Source organism: Oceanicaulis sp., from assembly GCF_965284345.1.
Lineage (GTDB): Bacteria > Pseudomonadota > Alphaproteobacteria > Caulobacterales > Maricaulaceae > Oceanicaulis > Oceanicaulis alexandrii_A.
Window position 1 is genome coordinate 3,008,538 of the sequence record NZ_OZ260073.1, and the last position, 17,686, is coordinate 3,026,223.

Genomic DNA, 17,686 nt, shown 5'->3' on the forward strand with positions numbered 1-17,686 from the left:
AAAGCACGCAAATTATGTTGCGCGTGCGAACAATTAACCGTGATCGGAGGAATTAGCCGCCATATTCAGGCTGTGCGCCCCGATCAATCTGAACGACAATCTCATCTGGGTGGGCGAAACGCAGCACTGCGCGGGCGCGTTCTTCAAGATAATCCACGTCCACAGACCCGTCAGGGCCCTCCGCCTTCAGGCGTGCGACGCGGTCTTCCATGTTCTGACGAGCCTGACGCACGTCAGCAAGCTCAGCTTCAGCCGCCGAGATCTGCGCCTGAATGCGCAAATGATTGAGATAGCCCTGCTCGCCATGGAGCGCGTGATAGCTGAGATAGCCAATCACCAAAGCCAACCCAATCAAGGGGATGAAGCGCTTCAGCACCTTCATCATAACCCATCCATCCACCGCCCGCCTTTTGCGGATCGTTCTGAAAGGACGATAGGCGATCTCAGTAAAGGAAGGGTTATGGCGAATCAGAAATCAGGTGATTCGTAAGATTGTAAAGATATTCAATACTAAAAAACGGCCCGGGCGAACCCGAGCCGTTTTCATCTCATTCTGTTCGTACGCTACGCCTTAGCTGGCGGCGATCGCCGTGCGGCCGGCATAGATCGCGGCGTCGCCCAGCTCGGCTTCAATCCGCAGCAGCTGGTTGTATTTCGCCGTACGGTCCGAGCGCGCCAGCGAGCCGGTCTTGATCTGACCGCAGTTCAGCGCGACGGCCAGGTCGGCGATGGTGGTGTCTTCGGTTTCGCCGGAGCGGTGGCTCATCACTGCGCCATAGCCAGACCGCAGCGCCATTTCGACCGCATCCATGGTTTCAGACAGGGTGCCGATCTGGTTGACCTTGACCAGCAGCGCGTTCGCCGCGCCCACTTCGATGCCATGCGCCAGGCGCTCAGGATTGGTGACGAACAGATCATCGCCCACCAGCTGCACATCGCCGTCCAGCATGGAGGTGACAGCCTTCCAGCCTTCCCAATCGTCTTCGGCCATGCCGTCTTCGATAGAGATGATCGGATAGGCGGAGGCCAGCGCCTTGAGGTATTCGGCGAACTCGTCAGAGGTGCAGGTGCGCCCGGCCCCTTCCATGACGTATTTGCCGTCCTTGAAGAATTCTGTGGAGGCCACGTCCAGCGCCAGGGTGACGTCAGAGCCCGGCTCATAACCGGCGGTCTCGATCGCCTTCATGATGGTGTCCAGGCAGGCCTCTGCGCTTTTGAGGTCCGGCGCGAACCCGCCCTCATCACCCACATTCGTGTTCAGACCGTCGGCTTTCAGTTGAGATTTCAGCGCGTGGAAAATCTCAGCACCGCAGCGCAGCGCTTCCGAGAAGGTCGCGAGCCCGGTCGGCATGATCATGAATTCCTGAAAATCAACCGGGTTGTCGGCATGGGCGCCGCCATTGAGAATATTCATCATCGGCGCGGGCAGGACGCGCGCATTGGCGCCGCCCACATAGCGATAGAGCGGCAGGCCGGAGGCTTCCGCCGCAGCCTTCGCAGTGGCCAGAGACACGCCCAGAAGCGCGTTGGCGCCCAGGCGCTCCTTGTTCTCGGTGCCGTCGAGGCCGATCAGAAGTTCGTCGATCAGGCGCTGCTCGCGCGCATCAATGCCGGCGATGGCTTCAAAGATCTCGGTCTCGACCGCCGTGACGGCCTGCAACACGCCTTTGCCCTTGTAGCGGTCGCCGCCGTCGCGCTTTTCAACGGCTTCGTGCGCGCCCGTGGAGGCGCCGGACGGCACAGCGGCGCGGCCCATGGAGCCGTCTTCCAGGAAGACGTCCACTTCCACAGTCGGGTTGCCCCGGCTGTCGAGAATTTCACGGGCGGCGATATCGACAATGGCGGTCATGGCGCGGACGTCCTTCAGGTGAGAGCAAGCCGACGCATCCCCGCCCCGGCCTGTGAGTGTTTCATGCGCGCTTCATAACCGAGGCGCGTAAACGCGAAAAGCCCTGCACCGGGTATGGTGCAGGGCTTTTTCTGTCAGACTGCGCGCCGACGAAGCAGCGCGGTGTCCGGCTTAGTCGTCCTGGCCATCCAGAACCTGACGACCGCGGTACATGCCGGTCTTCAGGTCGATATGGTGCGGACGGCGCAGTTCGCCGGAATCCTTGTCCTCGATGTACGCCGTCGTGCCGATGGCGTCGTGCGCGCGACGCATGCCGCGCTTGGACTTGGTGACTTTATGCTTAGGGACCGCCATCGGTCTCTCCTTAAGTTCTCAAACGCGAATAACTCGGGATCGCATCAAAGCGGACTTTGTGCGAGTGAGCCGCGGGCTATACCGGTTTGCAGGCTGATGTGCAACAGGGCTGTTACACCAGACGGCTATGATCTTTCGCCGCTGCGACAAAGCTGGCGAACAGCGGATGGGGGTCAAAGGGTCGCGATTTGTATTCGGGATGGTATTGCACGCCGATGAACCAAGGGTGGTCGGCATACTCCACGATCTCGGGCAGAACGCCGTCCGGCGACAGGCCGGAGAACACCAGACCTGATTTCTCAAGCTGCTCTTTGTAAGCGATATTCACCTCATAGCGGTGACGGTGACGCTCATGGATCGCGGCCTGGCCGTATATCTCGCGCACTTTGGAGCCGTCCTTGAGCGATGCCGGGAACGCGCCCAGGCGCATGGTGCCGCCCAGATCGCCGTCCACATGGCGGCGCACGGTCTCGTTATCCTTGACCCATTCAGTCAGAAGCCCGACCAGCGGCACTTCGGGATCGCCAAATTCCGATGAGCTGGCGCCGTCGAGCCCCGCCAGATTGCGGGCCGCCTCGATCACCGCCATCTGCATGCCGAAGCAAATGCCGAAATACGGGATCTTGCGTTCGCGGGCGAATTTCGCCGCCGCGATCTTGCCTTCTGCGCCGCGCTCGCCAAAGCCGCCGGGCACCAGGATAGCGTGGACGTCTTCCAGCTCGACAAGGTTTTCGTCATCCTCGAACTGGCTGGCGTCCAGCCATTTCACCTTCACCTTCACGCCATTGGCGATGCCGCCATGGTTGAGCGCTTCCAGCAGCGATTTATAGGCGTCCACCAGCACGGTGTACTTGCCCACCACAGCGACCGTCACTTCACCATCAGGGTTGTTCACGGCTTCAGAAATGCCGTTCCAGATCGTCAGGTCCGGCTCAGGCGCATCACCCAGGCCGAACCGTTCGAGCACGACCCGGTCAAAGCCCTGATCATGATATTCCAAGGGCACATGATAGAGCGAGGATGCGTCACGGCCCTCGATGACCGCGTTTTCAGGCACATTACAGAACAGCGCGATCTTGCGCTTGTCACTGGGATCAATGGGGATTTCGCACCGGCACAGCAGGATGTCGGGCTGGATGCCGATCGAGCGCAGCTCTTTGACGGAGTGCTGGGTGGGTTTGGTCTTCATCTCGCCCGCCGCCTTGATGAAGGGCAGCAAGGTGACGTGGATGAAGATGGCGTTGTCCCGGCCCAGCTCCTGGCCGAGCTGACGGATGGCTTCAAAGAAGGGCAAGCCTTCGATATCACCTACGGTGCCGCCGATTTCGCACAGCACGAAATCCACGTCGCCGGCGTCCGACAATACGAAATTCTTGATGGCGTCGGTGACGTGTGGAATCACCTGCACGGTCGCGCCCAGATAATCGCCGCGGCGTTCGCGCTCGATGATCTCGGAATAGATCCGGCCCGTGGTGATGTTATCGCTTTGATGGGCGGAAACGCCGGTGAAGCGCTCGTAATGGCCCAGGTCGAGGTCTGTCTCGGCGCCATCGTCGGTGACATAGACCTCGCCGTGTTGATAAGGCGACATCGTGCCCGGATCCACGTTGAGATACGGGTCGAGCTTACGCAGACGGACTTTATACCCGCGCGCTTGCAAAAGCGCGCCGAGTGCGGCGGAAGCGAGGCCTTTTCCAAGAGAGGAGACCACGCCGCCGGTTATGAATATGTATCGCGGCATGGGCGGACTGCTTAGCGCAGAATCGCGGCGGACAAAAGCGCCTGTTCTGATACTCGCCGTGGAAATCGCGGTTAAGCGCTGTTGAAAGCCTGAAAGAAGAAGCTCAGCCACAGACCGACAAGCGCTGAAAAGTTGATGGCGAACACCAATCCGCGCAACACGACATTGTCTGTCAGGGTCTGAACGCCGGTGTGCAAAATGCGCCCTAACACAAAGACCCACGCCAGCCAGAGCTGGCCTTGAACAGGATCGCCGCCCAGGACAAGCGCCAGTATCAGCATGTGGAAGAACGGCGGCGCTTCAAACTGGTTGCGCAGGTTTGACGCCACCCTCGCCCCGCGCCCGGCGTCGCCGCCAGGGCGCGCGAAATCGGCGTATCGGTTGCGCTGCTTCAGGACCGAGAGCGCGCGTTCAACACTCAACCACACATACAGAAAGGCCGTCAGCGCCAAATGGGCGGCTGACGGCCATAACAGATCTGCAGGTTCGATCAGCGCGGTATGAAACGCACCGAACAAGACGCTTACCGGTTCGGCAACTCGGCCGGCTCGTCTTCGGCCGGCGGGTCTTCTGCGGGGACGTCTTCGGCAGGCGCAGGCTCTGTCGGGATCGTCGCCTCAGGCGCATCGATCGCATCGGCGTCGAGCCCCTGAAGATCGCCGAACGGCAGGTCGGAGCTGGTTTCGGTCTCGCCCACGCGGTCAATCACCGAGCCGGTGCTGGTGGTGACGCCGGACAGAATCGCCAGCAGAATCGAGTTGCCGATGAACAGCGCGCCCAGGATCATGGTGATCCGGGTCAAGAGGTTGGCCGCACCGCGGCCGCTCATCATGCCGCCAGGGCCGCCGCCGCCAATGCCAAGCGCACCGCCCTCGGAGCGTTGCATCAAGATCACCCCGGTCAGTGCAGCGGCGATAAGAACGTGGATGATCAGAAGGACAGCAGTCATTGCGCGGCGTTTCCGAATAAACAGAGTTTCGTCCGCGCGAGGGCCGCGACGGACTAGTTGGCCGCGCGTTTTAGCTCAGCTGGAGGCGGAGCGCCACCTTCCACCTGTATCTTCCGCGCCGAAGCCATCGCCATGCGCTTCTGAAGCGCCTCAGCCGCTTTCGCCATCTCGTCCTGTGAGCGTTCCATGCCGTCATCGCCGGCATAGGCCACATAAGCGGCCATGGAGAGTTCCTTGGCCAGAGACAGATTGGCGAGGGTCAACCCAGACTGCTCTTGCAGCTCCAGAGCGATGTCGACCAAGGCCTTGGCCACGCGAGACGCTTCACTGGAACGGAATTTCGCCATCCGGGCGCGTAGTTCGCGCGCGCTATTCTCAAATTCCTTGAGATCGATAGCCGGCTGGCGGCCCGCTTTCATTTCACGCATGCCCGCTTCCGCGCCCACGATGATCCGCATGCACAGACGGCGCAGTCGCTCACCTTCAACGGTGCGCTGGGCCTCGTCGATCCAGGCGTGAGCGCGCTGAAGGGCTTCGATATCATTGGTGACGACCGCTTTGAGCACGTTGGGCGCTTCGATAGGCTTGGCGGACCCCTCGCCGCGGTCCTTATCCTTGCGCCGGTCCGGCCCGATATAATCGCTGGTGACGATGAAGGGCTTGCGCGCCCGGACCAGCGTACGCACACGATCTTCCACGAAGCTGTTGGACAGCGGCCGGATCAAAAGATCGTCCGCGCCGCAGCCAATGGCGTTGCGCACGAGATCCGCATCCCGTCGCCAGGACGTCAGCAGCAAAGCCACAAAGGGGTTGTTGGACACTTCGCCCGAGCGGATGGCGCGCACAAGACGAAACACTTCCGCCTCATGATCGGCTGTCTCCGCGATGATCAGATGCGGGGCGTCGTCCTGAACGATGCGGCGCAGTTCCGCCAGCGTATTGAGCTGAAAGATGTCTCGAAAACCAATTTCATGCAGTGAATACCGCGTGGTGCGCTGGTTCACAGACACCGGATCATAGAGCGCGACGCTCGCCCGGCTGTAATCGATATCGCTCATTCACCACCCCGCCTGTTTTTCAGGCCATGTCTTTATTCAGGGATGGACGTTACCGAGAAACTCTGAAGATCGCCTTACCGGGCCGATTGAATGATTCGGGCGAAGTCCTGAGGCTTCAAACTGGCGCCTCCGACAAGTCCGCCATCAATATCAGATTGAGCCAATAGAGCCTCTGCATTTGCAGGGTTCATTGAGCCGCCATAGACAATACGTAAGACGTCTGCGTCCCGGCCGGGCCAGGCCGACCGGATGGCGGCGTGCATGGCCTGCGCATCTTCGGGCGTGGCGGTTCGGCCCGTCCCGATCGCCCAGACCGGTTCATAGGCGATGACGATGCGGTCTGCATCACATGCCGGCAGGCTGGCCAGAAGCTGACGAACCACCACGTCTTCCGCCTCGCCCGATTCACGCTCATCCAGGGTCTCTCCGACACACAGAATCGGGATCAGCCCGGCATCAAGCGCAGCGGCGGCTTTCAGTTTGACGGTTTCATTGGTTTCGCCATGGTCGGACCGGCGTTCGCTGTGGCCGACAATCACATGGGTGCATCCCAGATCCGCCAGCATGACAGCGCTCACATCACCTGTATGCGCGCCCGACGCCTGCGCCGCGCAGTCCTGGCCGCCCAGTTTCAGCCAGTCGGGCGTTTCATTCGCCATGACTGATACCAGGGTCGCCGGCGGGCACAGAAGCACGTCACAGCGCGGCTCAGCGTTCAAAGCCTCAGACAGGGCTTTTGGAAAGGCACAGTCCTTGACCAGCCCGTTCATCTTCCAATTGCCCGCCACTAGCTTGCGCCGCATCATCGCCATCCCCGTTTTTTTATAGTGTTTATGTCGTGCGCTCGCGTCCAACAGGCGCGGCGCGCTGAAATAGCAGTGTAAGAGTGTGGCCGCAACGCACTGGCCTGCTTGCCGCACAAGCCCCGCCCCGCTACGGTCCCGCCGCTATGCTCACCAGCCCTTTGGCCTGATCTGGAACGCTCAATGCTGACGCTTATCCGCTCGCTCGCCCGTTCGCCCATCATCGGCGGTATGATTATCGCGCTGCTCATCGCCGCCTTTGCGCTGTGGGGCGTGACCGATATCTTCCGCAGCAACGGCAGTGCTGCTTTGGTGGTGGGGCCTGAAACGGTCAGCGCATCCGAGCTGGCGCGCACCTATGAGCGCCAACTGTTTCAGATCCAGCGCGACAATCCCGAAATCACCCGTGAACAGGCCGATCAAATGGGCTTGGGTGATTCTGTGGTGCAACGCCTGATCGCCGAAACCGCGGTCGACGCGAAGGCCGATCAAATGGGGATGACGATCTCTGACAGCACCTTGTTTGAGACCTTGCGCTCCGTTCCCGCCTTCCAGAACCCGTTCACCAGCCAGTTTGATCCCAACACATACGCCTCGGTGCTGCGTGAAAACGGGTATCGCGGTCCGCTGGCCGAGCGCCAGTTTGAATCAGACATCACCAGCGAGCTGCGTCGCGGCCAATTCATCGCCGCCGCCCTGGGCGGCGTCTACGCCCCTGAGATTTTCGGCGATATCCGCGCCGCCTATAATGGCGAGCGCCGCAGCCTGCGCGCCCTGTTCCTCCAGCCCAGCCTGGTGGATGCGCCTGAAGCGCCTAATGATGACACGCTGACGGCTTTCATCGGTGAAAATGCGCGCATCTTTGAACGTCCCGAACAGCGTCGCCTGACCCTGATGCGGATCAGCCCGGCAGATTTCCTGCGCGATGTCGACGTGTCCGATGAAGATCTGCAAGCGCTTTACGACTTCCGCCTGGACAATGGCGATCTGGCCGAACCTGCGACCCGGTCGCTGACCCAATGGCCGGCGCCTGATCAGCAGACGGCCGAATCCGCCGCTGCGCGTCTGAGCGCCGGCGAGACCGTTTCAACGGTTATCAGTGAATTGGGCCTGGGCGAGGAAGTCGCCCTCGCCGACGTGCAATCCTATCAGGTGCCCGACGGTCAAATCGCCGAACAGGCCTTCACCCTGAGTGCTGGCGATATCGCCGCCATTGAAAGCCAGTTGGGCTGGCGTGTGGTGCGCATTGACGCCGCAAACGATCCCGACACGCCTTCGCTTGCAGAGCTTGAAGCTGAATTGCGCGACGAGCTGGCGCGCGATAACGCCGAAGGCATGATGCTGGACGCGCTGGGCGTGTTCGAAGAGGAGCGCGGCAATGGCGCGACGCTTGAAGAAGCCGCCATGCAAGCAGGCTTGATCGCCGAGCGGATCGATTTCGTCGCCGCGAACGGGTATTCAGCCGACCGCGAGCCCGCGCTCACCCTGTTGCAGAACCCCGATCTGCTGACGGCCGCATTCAGCGCTCAGCAAGGCTTCGCGACCGATCTTGAAAGCTATGGCGAAGATGGCGGGTATTTCGTGGTTCGCGTGGATGAGATCGAGCCTGCACGCCTGTCAGAGCTTTCTGAAGTGCGTGAAGACGCTGCGCAATTCTGGACCATGCGTGAAACCGACAACCGCTTGCAAACCCTGGTTGATGACGTGCAGGCGCGTCTGGATGCCGGCGAAACGGCTGACGCCATCGCCGACTCGCTTGGAACGGGCGCCCGGGTTGAAACAGCGGTTCTGGGACGTGGTGAAACGGCGGGTCCGTTCAGCGCCCAGCTGGTCGGCCAAGCCTTCCGCCTGCCTGAAGGGGAACGCTTCGCCGCCCGCGCCGGCAACCAGACCACCCGCGCCATTGTCATTGTGGATAATGTGATCGCAGCGGACCCGGCGCAGGCGGAACGTCCGTCACAGCAAGAGCTGACGAACGAACTTCGCAATGACGCCACCCAGATCGTCACCAGCGCGTTGATCAACGCCTATGATGTCCGTACTGACCAAGCCCTGGTTGATCAGGCGCTGGGTCGCACCACGACGCAATAACAGGCTCAGCGTTTCATGACCGTCTTCGCTCCGGACATCGACACGGCGACCGAGCTGTGCGCGCGCGGCCAGACCGTGCTGCTGACCGCCACGCGCGTGGATGATCTTGAGACGCCTGTCTCAGCCTATCTCAAACTCGCCTCTCACAACGCCAACACGTTCTTGCTGGAAAGTGTGGAGGGCGGCGCGTTCAGAGGCCGGTATTCCGCCATCGGCCTCGACCCGGATTTGATCTGGCGCTGCCGCGGCGATCAGGCCGAAATCGCCTACGCGCCCGCTCCTGGCGTGGCGCCCGGCGCATTCGAGCACTGTGCGGACGCACCCTTGCAATCGCTGAGGACCCTGATCGAAGACAGCCGCCTGACCCTGCCGTCTGGCCTGCCTCCCATCTCGGCGGGCCTGTTCGGCTATCTGGGCTATGACATGATCCGTCAGGTTGAACGCCTGCCCGATCTGGCCGGCCCGGAACCCCTGGGTCTGCCCGAGGGTCAATTGCTGCGTCCGCGGGTGATGGTGGTGTTTGACGCTCTGCGTCAGGAAATCCTCGCCGCAGCTCCGATCCGTCCCGTCCCCGGCGCCGACCCGGAATTGCTTGTGGATGCGGCGCGGCGCCGGATCGAAGCGGTGTTTGCGCGGCTGGACGCCCCGGCCCCGATCGCGAGCGCGTCCGAACCCTGGTCCATGCCCGAACCGGTCAGCAATATGGAGCCGGCCCAGTACCGCAAGAATGTCGAGACCGCGAAAGCCTATATTCGCGCCGGCGACATTTTTCAGGTGGTGCCAAGCCAGCGCTTCTCTGCGCCGTATTCCGCGACGCCGCTCTCGCTATACCGATCCTTGCGACGGACCAACCCGTCGCCTTTCCTGTATTTTTTCAACTTGCCCGGCTTCGCCATTGTCGGCTCGAGCCCGGAAATCCTGGTGCGTTTGCGCGGCGACACCGTCACCGTTCGCCCCATCGCCGGAACCCGCCCGCGCGGCAATTCAGAAGAAGCCGATCAGGCCCATGAAGCCGATCTGCGCGCAGACCCCAAGGAACGCGCCGAACATCTGATGCTGCTCGATCTGGGCCGCAATGATGTGGGACGGGTCGCCAAGCCGGGCACAATTCGCGTCACCGAGCGCGAGATCATCGAACGCTACAGCCATGTCATGCACATCGTGTCCAATGTGGAAGGCCAGCTGGCGGACGGCGAAGACGCCATTTCCGCGCTGATGGCCGGGTTCCCCGCCGGCACGGTGTCCGGCGCGCCGAAAGTGCGGGCGATGGAAATTATCGACGAGCTCGAACCCCATCGCCGCGGCATCTATGCCGGCGCGGTGGGGTATTTCGGCGCTAATGGCGATATGGATATGGCGATCGCGCTGCGCACCGCCATCGTCAAGGATGGCCGCATGCATGTGCAGGCGGGCGCGGGCGTCGTGCTCGATTCTGATCCGGAATCTGAGCATCAGGAGACGGTGAACAAGGCGCGCGCCTTGTTCCGCGCCGCCGCCGAAGCCTGGCGTTTCGTCTAGCTGTCCACGGCTTGAGCCTGAACAGCGCCCAAGGCGCTAATCGTCACCAGCTCCACCCCCACAGCGTCCGCTCGGCGCGACAGATCCGCCAGCACCGCAAGCGTTTCAGGCCGCGGATGACCGATGGCGATCGCCTGCCCGTTCTGCAGCGCCAGCGCCAGCGCCTGGTTGAGCTGCACGCTCACTGACGCTTCATCGGGCACATGATCAAGAAACACATCCCGCGTCATCGCTGTCAGACCCGCAGCCCGCGCCGCCGAGGCCGCTTGCGAGCGCGGATGGGTCAGCGAATCCACGAACAGCATTGAGCGGGGCAAACCGCTTGTTGAGAACATCGCGTCCATGGCGCGCCGGTCTGATGTCAGACGGCTGCCCATATGGTTGTTGAACCCCACAGCGCCCGGAACGCGCGAAAACGCCCAAGTCATGCGAGACGCCATTTCGGACGGGCTTTGAAATTCGGTCAGCGCATGCGGTCCGGGGTCTTCCACGCCCACCGGCTCCATCGGCAAATGCACGAACACTTCTCGCCCAGCCTCAGCAGCTTCACGGGCGATGACCGACGCCGCCTCCGCATAGGGCAGGATGGACAAGGTCACGGGCGCATCCAGAGCGATCAGACGCCGGGCCGCCATGACATCCAGACCCACATCATCAATGATGACCGCTAATTGCGGACGCCGTGGCGTTACTATTGACGCCGAATGTGTGGGATGAACGGGCTCGGACGGGATCACTGACGGCTCAGCCCCGACAGTCTCACGCATTGTCTCGATACGGTCTGCCGCCTCCACCCGGATCACGCCCGGCCAGGACGAGGCGAGCTGACGGGAGTCGCGGTCAGCGGGCGCAGCGACGGCGCGCGCCTCGGCCTCACCGCTGTTGGCGCCCAGATTATAGGCGAGCGCCGCCACCAGCATGAAACCGGCGGCCAGGGCCGAGCCCAGATGCGGCGCATATGAAGCAGTACGGATCATCCGTGTCTATTTACAGCGAGTCGCGGTTGGCGGCGCGGGTCGCCTTGCTTAAGTTCCACATCAGTTTCACAGATGCCGCGAGCCCCCCATGCTGTTGATCATCGACAATTATGACAGCTTCACCTTCAACCTGGTCCATTACGTCCAGGAGCTGGGCGCGCCGACCCGCGTCATCCGCAATGACGCGATGAGCGCAGATGAGGCCTTGGCGCTCAACCCGCAAGGCGTTCTGATCAGCCCCGGCCCTTGTGATCCGGACCGGGCGGGCATCTGCCTGGACCTGATCCGAAACGCGCCGGAAGACCTGCCGATCTTCGGCGTCTGCCTGGGCTTTCAATCGATCGGTCAGGTGTTTGGCGGCGAGGTCGTTCAGGCCAAAGCGATCATGCATGGCAAGACCAGCCCGATCCGCCATGACGGCACAGGCGTCTTCGCCGACCTGCCCTCGCCCTATCAGGCCACGCGCTATCATTCGCTGGCGGTGGATCTGCCCGACGGCACGGACCTGGTCGCCAACGCCCATACCGAAGACGGCGAGATCATGGGATTGATGCACAAGACCCGCCCCATTCATGGCGTTCAGTTTCACCCTGAATCCATCGCATCCGAGCACGGTCATGCGCTGATCGGCAATTTCCTGCGGCTGGCAGGTCTGACCACAGAGCAAGCGGCATGAACCGCATGCGCCCCGCCATTCAGGCTCTAGCCCAGGGTCAGGAACCCGATGAGACCGCGCTGGCTGACGCCTTTGACGCCCTGATGGAGGGTCAGGCCGATCCCGTCGAGATCGGCGGGTTTCTGTTGGCGTTGACCGCTTTGGGGGAAAGCCCGCAAGCGCTGATGATCGGCGCAAAGGCCATGCGCGCCCGCATGACGCCGGTGAACGCGCCTGAGACCGCGATCGACACCTGCGGCACTGGCGGCGATGCGCGCGGCACCTGGAACATCTCGACCGCCGCCGCTGTCGTGGCTGCAGGCGCAGGCGCGGTCGTCGCCAAACATGGCAACAAGGCCGCCTCTTCCAAATCAGGCTCTGCGGAAGTGCTGGAAAGCCTGGGCGTGAACCTGTTCGCCAGCCCTGATCAGGTCAAAGCCGCATTGGACCAGGCGCGCGTAGGCTTTTTGTTCGCCCAGGCTCATCATGGCGCCGTGCGTCATGTGGGACCGGCGCGCAAGACGCTGGGCGTGCGGACGATTTTCAACCTGCTGGGTCCGCTATCAAACCCGGCCGGCGCGAAACGTCAGCTCTTGGGCGTGTTTGACCGCAAATGGCTGGTCCCTATGGCCGAAGCCTTGCGCGGGCTGGGCGCAGACGCCGCCATGATCGTGCATGGCGAGGACGGGCTGGACGAGATCACCACCACCGGCGTCAGCTATGTGGCCGAACTGACGCCAGACGGCGCCATCCGTGAATACGAGATCACGCCCGAGGATGCGGGCCTGCAGCGCGCTGCGCTCGACGATCTCAAGGGCGGGGACCCTGAAGAAAACGCTCAGGCGATCCGTGACCTTCTGAAAGGCGCGCAGGGCCCCTATCGCGATATTGTCCTGATCAACGCCGCCGCCGCGCTAAAGCTCGCAGGCTTGGCGGGTGATCTGAAAACCGGCGCTGAACTGGCTGGCGCCGCGATTGATGACGGCCGCGCACAGTCCGCTCTCGACGCCCTTGTCAAAGCCAGCAACGCCTAAGCGACTGCACCTTAAAGAGAATACGCCCAATGAGCGACGTCCTGAACCGAATTGAAGCCTATAAGCGCGCCGATATCGCCAAGCGCAAGGCCGCGCTCCCGTATGAAGCGGTCTGCGAACGCGCCCAGGATGCGAGCCCGGTCCGCGGCTTCAAGGCAGCGCTCGAGCGTGATGCGGCAGAGCATGGCCTCAGCCTGATCGCGGAAGTGAAGAAAGCAAGCCCTTCCAAGGGCCTGATCCGCGCCGACTTCAACCCGCCCGTCCTGGCCAAAGCCTATGAAGACGGAGGCGCGAGCTGCCTGTCCGTTCTCACCGATGAACCCAGCTTTCAAGGCCATGACGATTATCTGGTCGCAGCGCGCGCTGCGGTGTCCCTGCCCGTCCTGCGCAAGGATTTTCTCTACGATCCCTGGCAGGTCGCCGAATCGCGCGCGCTGGGCGCGGATTGCATCCTGGTGATTCTCGCCAGCGTGGACGATGCGCTCGCCGCCGCGCTGATCGAGGAAGCCTCTAAATGGGGCATGGATGCGCTGGTCGAAGTGCATGACGCTGATGAAATGAGACGCGCTCTGGCCCTTCCCAGCCCGCTTGTTGGGGTGAACAACCGCAATCTGCGTACATTCGAAACTACACTGGAAACCACTGAAACTCTTGCCCCTATGGTGGGTGATGACAGGCTTTTGGTGGCGGAAAGCGGCATCTTCACCCGTGACGACGCCGTCAGATTGCAGCACGCTGGCGCCAAGTCCCTGCTCGTGGGTGAAAGCCTGATGCGGCAGGACGATGTCACCGCAGCGACGCGGACCCTTATGGGGCTCTGAACGCGTCCTAGCTTCACTTGACGTTAAGACGGAACATGCATAGAACACTTTTAGTAGGTTTCTATTTTGTTCCAAGGGGCGATTATGCTGACCAAAAAGCAGCACGAGCTTTTGCTCTACATCAACAAGCGCTTGTCTGAAGACGGCGTGTCGCCTTCCTTTGACGAAATGAAAGAAGCGCTCAACCTCGCGTCCAAGTCCGGCGTCCACCGCTTGGTCAGCGCTTTGGAAGAACGTGGCTTCATCCGGCGCCTGGCGCACCGGGCGCGAGCGCTCGAGGTGCTGAAACTGCCGCAAACCGGCGCGCCCGCGTCGGCCCCCGCCTCCAACGTCGTCAGTGCGTCCTTCGGAGCCTCCCCAAATCCTGAAACGAGCGACAGCCTGGACGTGCCGGTTCTGGGACGCATAGCCGCCGGCGTGCCGATCGAGGCGATCCAGCACGAAACCGACCGTTTGGCCGTGCCCGCAAACATGATTTCCGGCGGCGAACATTTCGCTCTGGAAGTCCATGGCGATTCCATGATCGAAGCCGGCATCCTTGACGGCGATCTGGTGGTCATCAAACGCGGCGACACCGCCAATACAGGCGATATCGTGGTCGCGCTCGTCCATGATGAAGAAGCCACGCTGAAAAAACTGCGCAAAAAGGGCGGCTCCATCGCTCTGGAAGCGGCGAACCCGGCTTACGAAACCCGCATTTTCGGCCCGAACGAGGTCAAGGTGCAAGGACGCCTGGTCGGCTTGATCCGGCGCTATCACTAGGCGCACCGCCAAGAGCGGTTTAGTCTGCGCGTCAGGGATTTACCCAATCAGGACGACGCAGACATGACAGACCAGACCGCGCTCAGCTTTGACCTGTATTGGTCATTTCGCAGCCCTTACAGCTATATCGTCGCGCAGCGCCTGCTGGCGTTACGCGACCAATACGGCTTCACGGTCAATGTCCGTATCGTGCGGCCGCTGGCGGTGCGCAGTCCTGAATTCTTTGAAGAACGCGATTCGCGCTGGATCCACTATGTGCTCATTGATGTGGCGCGGGAGGCGGAACGCCTGGGTCTGCCCATCAGCGCCCCATCGCCCGACCCGATCGCTCAGGATCTAAGCACCTTGAAGATCGCCCCTGAACAGCCGCGCATCACCTACCTCAACCGGCTCGGCGTTCTGGCGACACAATCTGGCGACGGCCTGGCGTATATCGCCGCCGCCAGCCGGCGCATCTGGGGCGGCGCCAGCGCGGGCTATGAAACACCCTGGACTGATGACGGCGCGCTGGATGAAGCCGCTCACAAAGCCGGCCTGGACCCCGACTGGCTCAGTGCGGAAGCGGACGCCCAATCCGACCAGATCGACGCGCAGATCCTAGAGAACGAAGCCAATCAGGATGCGGCTGGCCATTGGGGCGTGCCGCTGATGGTGTTTAACGGCGAGCCCTTCTTTGGTCAGGATCGCATCGACGCCCTGCTCTGGCGCATGGCGCAATCGGGGTTGAAGCTTCAATAAGCTAGCTGCCCTGCGCCCCGCCCCATAAACGACCCTGCCGGGCTTGCTCGGCGCTGCGCATGCGCACCACTCGGCCCTCATGCACCCAGAATTCGAGCCCGCCCAGCTCGGCGCGCGCCTCGTCATCTAACAGCAAGGCTGCACAGCGGCGCTTGCGCCAGGCGGAAACGACCCCGTCAAAAACGATCAGATCCGCCCGGCCACAATCCTCCACCAGCGCCTCGGGATTATCGGTGACGGCCAGTAGCAAGCCCTCAGCGGTGCGCCCGGTGCAGCCCAGAGCGTCGCATGCCAGCGCGGAGCGTTCCGGGCGATAGCTCGCTCCGGTGCGTTGCAGGAAGACGCGCGCATCAAACCGGCCCCGCCTGCGGTCTGTCACGGTGAACGCGTCGCCCGCCCCCTCAAACCGCGCCAGCACCACGCCGCCATCCGTGATCATCATCTGGGGCGGCGCCTGCACCATGAACAACGCCAGGGCCGCGCAAACCAGCACGCCTCCGCCCAGACGCATCCACCCCAGCCCGATCACCAGACACGCAAAGCCCAGACCGTATAGCGCCAGCAGCGCGGGGTCGGCGGCGTTTGCACCCACCACGGCCCCCTCCAGCGATGACGCCCAATACGCCACATCCAGAACCCGGCGCAGCCCCTGATCCATGATCCACAAAAACGGGCCTTCGAGACCGATCACCGAAAACAGGAGCGCCGCGCCGCCCGCCGGCATCACCCAGAAGGTGAAAAGCGGCATGGCCGCCAGATTGGCCAATAACCCATAGGCGGCCATGCGCTGGAAATGAAACACGGCGAACGCCCCGGTCGCTGATCCCGCGATCAGCGAGGTCGCGCTCAATCCCGCAATCGCGTCCTTGAGCTTGGCGAGGAGCGAGGTCGAGCCGCCGCCTTCGGGGTGCCAGCGGCGGTAAACATCAAAGCTGGCGATCAACGCCGCAACAGCGGAGAAGCTCATCTGAAACCCTGGTTCGATGACGCTTTCCGGGGTAATGAGGATGATGAAAATGGCCGCCAACGCCAAAGAGCGCATGGAGAAAGCCTGCCGGTCGCACAAGACGCCGACCAGCACCACGAACGCCATGATATAGGCGCGCTGGGTGGACACCGCGGCGCCGGACACCACCAGATACAGGCTCGCCGCGACCAGCGCGCCCAGAGCGGCGGGTTTTCGCGGATCATGGCCGCGCGCCCAGGGCTCCCAGGCTGCGAAGATCAGACGGATGAGCCAATACGCGCCGCCGGCGAACAAGGCCATGTGCAACCCTGAAATCGCCAGGATATGACCCAATCCCGACAGGCGCAGCGCTTCAGCGTCTTCAGACGACACCCGCGCCCGCTCCCCGGTCAGCAAGGCCGCCGCCACGGCGCCGGTGCGGGGACCGGCGCCCGCCTGCAAGCGCTCAGACAAACGCCAGCGGAACCGCGCCAACTCAAGCATCAGCGGTCTGGGCGCGGCGATCTCGGCAGGTTCAAGATCTGAGATCGCGTATCCCGTCAAACCGATCTGATCAAACCAGGCCGCTCGACCTGGATCATACCCGCCTGCCGCGACCGGCGCAGAGGGTGGCGACAGGCGGGCGCGCACACGGACAGCGTCACCCGGTTCAAATGCGCCCAGCCCCGCCCGGACGCGGACACGCACCGGCGGCGTATCGGCGTGCTCCAGCTCATGGACCCGGATCAACAGGCGCGCACGCCCGTCCAAACGCTCCACGCGTTCAATCCAGCCCGTCACTTGCGCGCTGCGTTCGCCGACAAAGCGCTCCAGCGGCGGGGGCGCCAGCGCATGGCTGCGATGGCCCGCCAGGACAAAGCCCAGACAGATGCAGGCCAGAAGCACCCAGAGATACAGCGTGCTGACATCGCGGCGCACGCACCAGGCCAGACCAAAGAGCGCCGTGACAAAAACGCCTGTCAGGACGGGAAATCGTCCAGGTTCAACCGGCCAGGAGAAATACAAGGCGGACCCGACCGCCAGCGCCACAGGCGCCCAGAGGATCAGGCGATAAGGATCGGGCGCGTTCAGGGTCAACGGGGCGCCCAGCCCGGAGCGGATCGCCTGGCGCAAAGCGGGGATTTCCCCTGTGAGTGGAAACTTGAGCGATTTCACACCTTCATTTTGGCGTGAACATCAGGCTGAGGCTATGACGGATGCGGTTTGGCGTGCTAAAGAGCACGACCCTTCGCACTGCAGCATGAATTCGCAATTGCAAGATCATATGAAAATCATCACCCGGTTCGCGCCGTCCCCGACTGGCTATCTGCATATTGGCGGCGCTCGCACCGCACTGTTCAACGCGCTTTTTGCGCGGGCGAATGGCGGC

At 62.5% G+C, this 17,686-nt stretch carries 18 protein-coding genes; 8 read left to right on the forward strand and 10 right to left on the reverse strand.

The genetic code is table 11. The annotated features are described in order from the left end of the window. Positions 1-52: 52 nt before the first annotated feature. From ACQ66J_RS14600 to tpiA, 8 genes are all read right to left on the reverse strand, one after another. The gene (locus ACQ66J_RS14600; protein ID WP_375549022.1) at positions 53-385 is read right to left on the reverse strand and encodes an FtsB family cell division protein; all 333 of its coding nucleotides are present in this window, start codon (positions 383-385) and stop codon (positions 53-55) included. Between the two features lie 186 nt (positions 386-571). Continuing rightward, entirely contained in the window at positions 572-1,849 is a 1,278-nt protein-coding gene (gene eno / locus ACQ66J_RS14605; RefSeq protein WP_430432197.1) for a phosphopyruvate hydratase, read from the reverse strand. A 171-nt stretch (positions 1,850-2,020) separates the two neighbouring features. Beyond that, positions 2,021-2,203, reverse strand: coding sequence for a 50S ribosomal protein L32 (gene rpmF, locus ACQ66J_RS14610; protein ID WP_022699538.1), 183 nt, complete (start codon positions 2,201-2,203; stop codon positions 2,021-2,023). 112 nt (positions 2,204-2,315) lie between these two features. Beyond that, the gene (locus tag ACQ66J_RS14615; RefSeq protein ID WP_430432198.1) at positions 2,316-3,944 is read right to left on the reverse strand and encodes a CTP synthase; all 1,629 of its coding nucleotides are present in this window, start codon (positions 3,942-3,944) and stop codon (positions 2,316-2,318) included. Between the two features lie 71 nt (positions 3,945-4,015). Next, a complete protein-coding gene (locus tag ACQ66J_RS14620) occupies positions 4,016-4,462 on the reverse strand; it encodes an MAPEG family protein (protein WP_430432199.1) in 447 nt (148 codons plus the stop codon). A 5-nt stretch (positions 4,463-4,467) separates the two neighbouring features. After that, entirely contained in the window at positions 4,468-4,893 is a 426-nt protein-coding gene (secG, locus tag ACQ66J_RS14625) for a preprotein translocase subunit SecG (protein WP_375549018.1), read from the reverse strand. A gap of 53 nt (positions 4,894-4,946) precedes the next feature. Further along, positions 4,947-5,951, reverse strand: a complete 1,005-nt coding sequence (locus ACQ66J_RS14630; RefSeq protein WP_375549017.1) for a response regulator receiver protein — start codon at positions 5,949-5,951, stop codon at positions 4,947-4,949. 74 nt (positions 5,952-6,025) lie between these two features. Next, positions 6,026-6,757: a triose-phosphate isomerase gene (gene tpiA, locus ACQ66J_RS14635; protein ID WP_430432200.1), complete on the reverse strand. Its 732-nt coding sequence runs from the start codon at positions 6,755-6,757 to the stop codon at positions 6,026-6,028. Between the two features lie 180 nt (positions 6,758-6,937). Between tpiA and ACQ66J_RS14640 the strand changes: the two genes are divergently transcribed. Together ACQ66J_RS14640 and trpE are read left to right on the forward strand one after the other, a co-directional pair. Then, positions 6,938-8,845: a SurA N-terminal domain-containing protein gene (locus ACQ66J_RS14640; RefSeq protein WP_430432202.1), complete on the forward strand. Its 1,908-nt coding sequence runs from the start codon at positions 6,938-6,940 to the stop codon at positions 8,843-8,845. Positions 8,846-8,860: 15 nt separating this feature from the next. Further along, complete coding sequence (gene trpE / locus ACQ66J_RS14645) at positions 8,861-10,363, forward strand: anthranilate synthase component I (protein ID WP_430432203.1); 1,503 nt, start codon at positions 8,861-8,863, stop codon at positions 10,361-10,363. On the opposite strand, the gene ACQ66J_RS14650 is transcribed toward trpE, so the two are convergent. Beyond that, positions 10,360-11,340, reverse strand: a complete 981-nt coding sequence (locus ACQ66J_RS14650; RefSeq protein ID WP_430432204.1) for a divergent polysaccharide deacetylase family protein — start codon at positions 11,338-11,340, stop codon at positions 10,360-10,362. The two genes, trpE and ACQ66J_RS14650, sit on opposite strands and share 4 nt — an antisense overlap. 88 nt (positions 11,341-11,428) lie before the next feature. Between ACQ66J_RS14650 and ACQ66J_RS14655 the strand changes: the two genes are divergently transcribed. From ACQ66J_RS14655 to ACQ66J_RS14675, 5 genes are all read left to right on the forward strand, one after another. Beyond that, on the forward strand, positions 11,429-12,016 hold the full coding sequence (locus tag ACQ66J_RS14655) for an anthranilate synthase component II (protein WP_430432205.1): 588 nt from the start codon (positions 11,429-11,431) through the stop codon (positions 12,014-12,016). Further along, positions 12,013-13,029, forward strand: coding sequence for an anthranilate phosphoribosyltransferase (gene trpD / locus ACQ66J_RS14660; RefSeq protein ID WP_430432207.1), 1,017 nt, complete (start codon positions 12,013-12,015; stop codon positions 13,027-13,029). Before ACQ66J_RS14655 ends, trpD begins: the two co-directional genes overlap by 4 nt. A 29-nt stretch (positions 13,030-13,058) precedes the next feature. After that, the gene (gene trpC, locus ACQ66J_RS14665; RefSeq protein WP_430432208.1) at positions 13,059-13,850 is read left to right on the forward strand and encodes an indole-3-glycerol phosphate synthase TrpC; all 792 of its coding nucleotides are present in this window, start codon (positions 13,059-13,061) and stop codon (positions 13,848-13,850) included. Positions 13,851-13,934: 84 nt separating this feature from the next. Beyond that, positions 13,935-14,612 carry a transcriptional repressor LexA gene (gene lexA, locus ACQ66J_RS14670; protein ID WP_430432209.1) on the forward strand — a complete coding sequence of 226 codons (678 nt, stop codon included), beginning with the start codon at positions 13,935-13,937 and terminating at the stop codon, positions 14,610-14,612. 63 nt (positions 14,613-14,675) lie between these two features. Further along, positions 14,676-15,350: a 2-hydroxychromene-2-carboxylate isomerase gene (locus ACQ66J_RS14675; protein WP_375549007.1), complete on the forward strand. Its 675-nt coding sequence runs from the start codon at positions 14,676-14,678 to the stop codon at positions 15,348-15,350. 1 nt (position 15,351) lies between these two features. On the opposite strand, the gene ACQ66J_RS14680 is transcribed toward ACQ66J_RS14675, so the two are convergent. Next, entirely contained in the window at positions 15,352-17,472 is a 2,121-nt protein-coding gene (locus ACQ66J_RS14680) for a ComEC/Rec2 family competence protein (protein WP_430432210.1), read from the reverse strand. A 34-nt stretch (positions 17,473-17,506) separates the two neighbouring features. Here ACQ66J_RS14680 and ACQ66J_RS14685 point away from each other — a divergent pair. After that, positions 17,507-17,686, forward strand: a 180-nt coding sequence (locus ACQ66J_RS14685) for a glutamate--tRNA ligase family protein (RefSeq protein ID WP_430432266.1), incomplete at its 3' end; no start/stop codon positions are given.

What these genes read in the sequence shown, in the direction of transcription:
- ACQ66J_RS14650 (WP_430432204.1), bottom strand. Translation starts at nt 11,340, where the DNA reads ATGATCCGTACTGCTTCATATGCGCCGCATCTGGGCTCGGCCCTGGCC.
- ACQ66J_RS14640 (WP_430432202.1), top strand. Translation starts at nt 6,938, where the DNA reads ATGCTGACGCTTATCCGCTCGCTCGCCCGTTCGCCCATCATCGGCGGT.
- ACQ66J_RS14630 (WP_375549017.1), bottom strand. Translation starts at nt 5,951, where the DNA reads ATGAGCGATATCGATTACAGCCGGGCGAGCGTCGCGCTCTATGATCCG.
- tpiA (WP_430432200.1), bottom strand. Translation starts at nt 6,757, where the DNA reads ATGATGCGGCGCAAGCTAGTGGCGGGCAATTGGAAGATGAACGGGCTG.
- ACQ66J_RS14600 (WP_375549022.1), bottom strand. Translation starts at nt 385, where the DNA reads ATGATGAAGGTGCTGAAGCGCTTCATCCCCTTGATTGGGTTGGCTTTG.
- eno (WP_430432197.1), bottom strand. Translation starts at nt 1,849, where the DNA reads ATGACCGCCATTGTCGATATCGCCGCCCGTGAAATTCTCGACAGCCGG.
- ACQ66J_RS14615 (WP_430432198.1), bottom strand. Translation starts at nt 3,944, where the DNA reads ATGCCGCGATACATATTCATAACCGGCGGCGTGGTCTCCTCTCTTGGA.
- lexA (WP_430432209.1), top strand. Translation starts at nt 13,935, where the DNA reads ATGCTGACCAAAAAGCAGCACGAGCTTTTGCTCTACATCAACAAGCGC.
- rpmF (WP_022699538.1), bottom strand. Translation starts at nt 2,203, where the DNA reads ATGGCGGTCCCTAAGCATAAAGTCACCAAGTCCAAGCGCGGCATGCGT.
- ACQ66J_RS14675 (WP_375549007.1), top strand. Translation starts at nt 14,676, where the DNA reads ATGACAGACCAGACCGCGCTCAGCTTTGACCTGTATTGGTCATTTCGC.
- trpC (WP_430432208.1), top strand. Translation starts at nt 13,059, where the DNA reads ATGAGCGACGTCCTGAACCGAATTGAAGCCTATAAGCGCGCCGATATC.
- secG (WP_375549018.1), bottom strand. Translation starts at nt 4,893, where the DNA reads ATGACTGCTGTCCTTCTGATCATCCACGTTCTTATCGCCGCTGCACTG.
- trpD (WP_430432207.1), top strand. Translation starts at nt 12,013, where the DNA reads ATGAACCGCATGCGCCCCGCCATTCAGGCTCTAGCCCAGGGTCAGGAA.
- trpE (WP_430432203.1), top strand. Translation starts at nt 8,861, where the DNA reads ATGACCGTCTTCGCTCCGGACATCGACACGGCGACCGAGCTGTGCGCG.
- ACQ66J_RS14655 (WP_430432205.1), top strand. Translation starts at nt 11,429, where the DNA reads ATGCTGTTGATCATCGACAATTATGACAGCTTCACCTTCAACCTGGTC.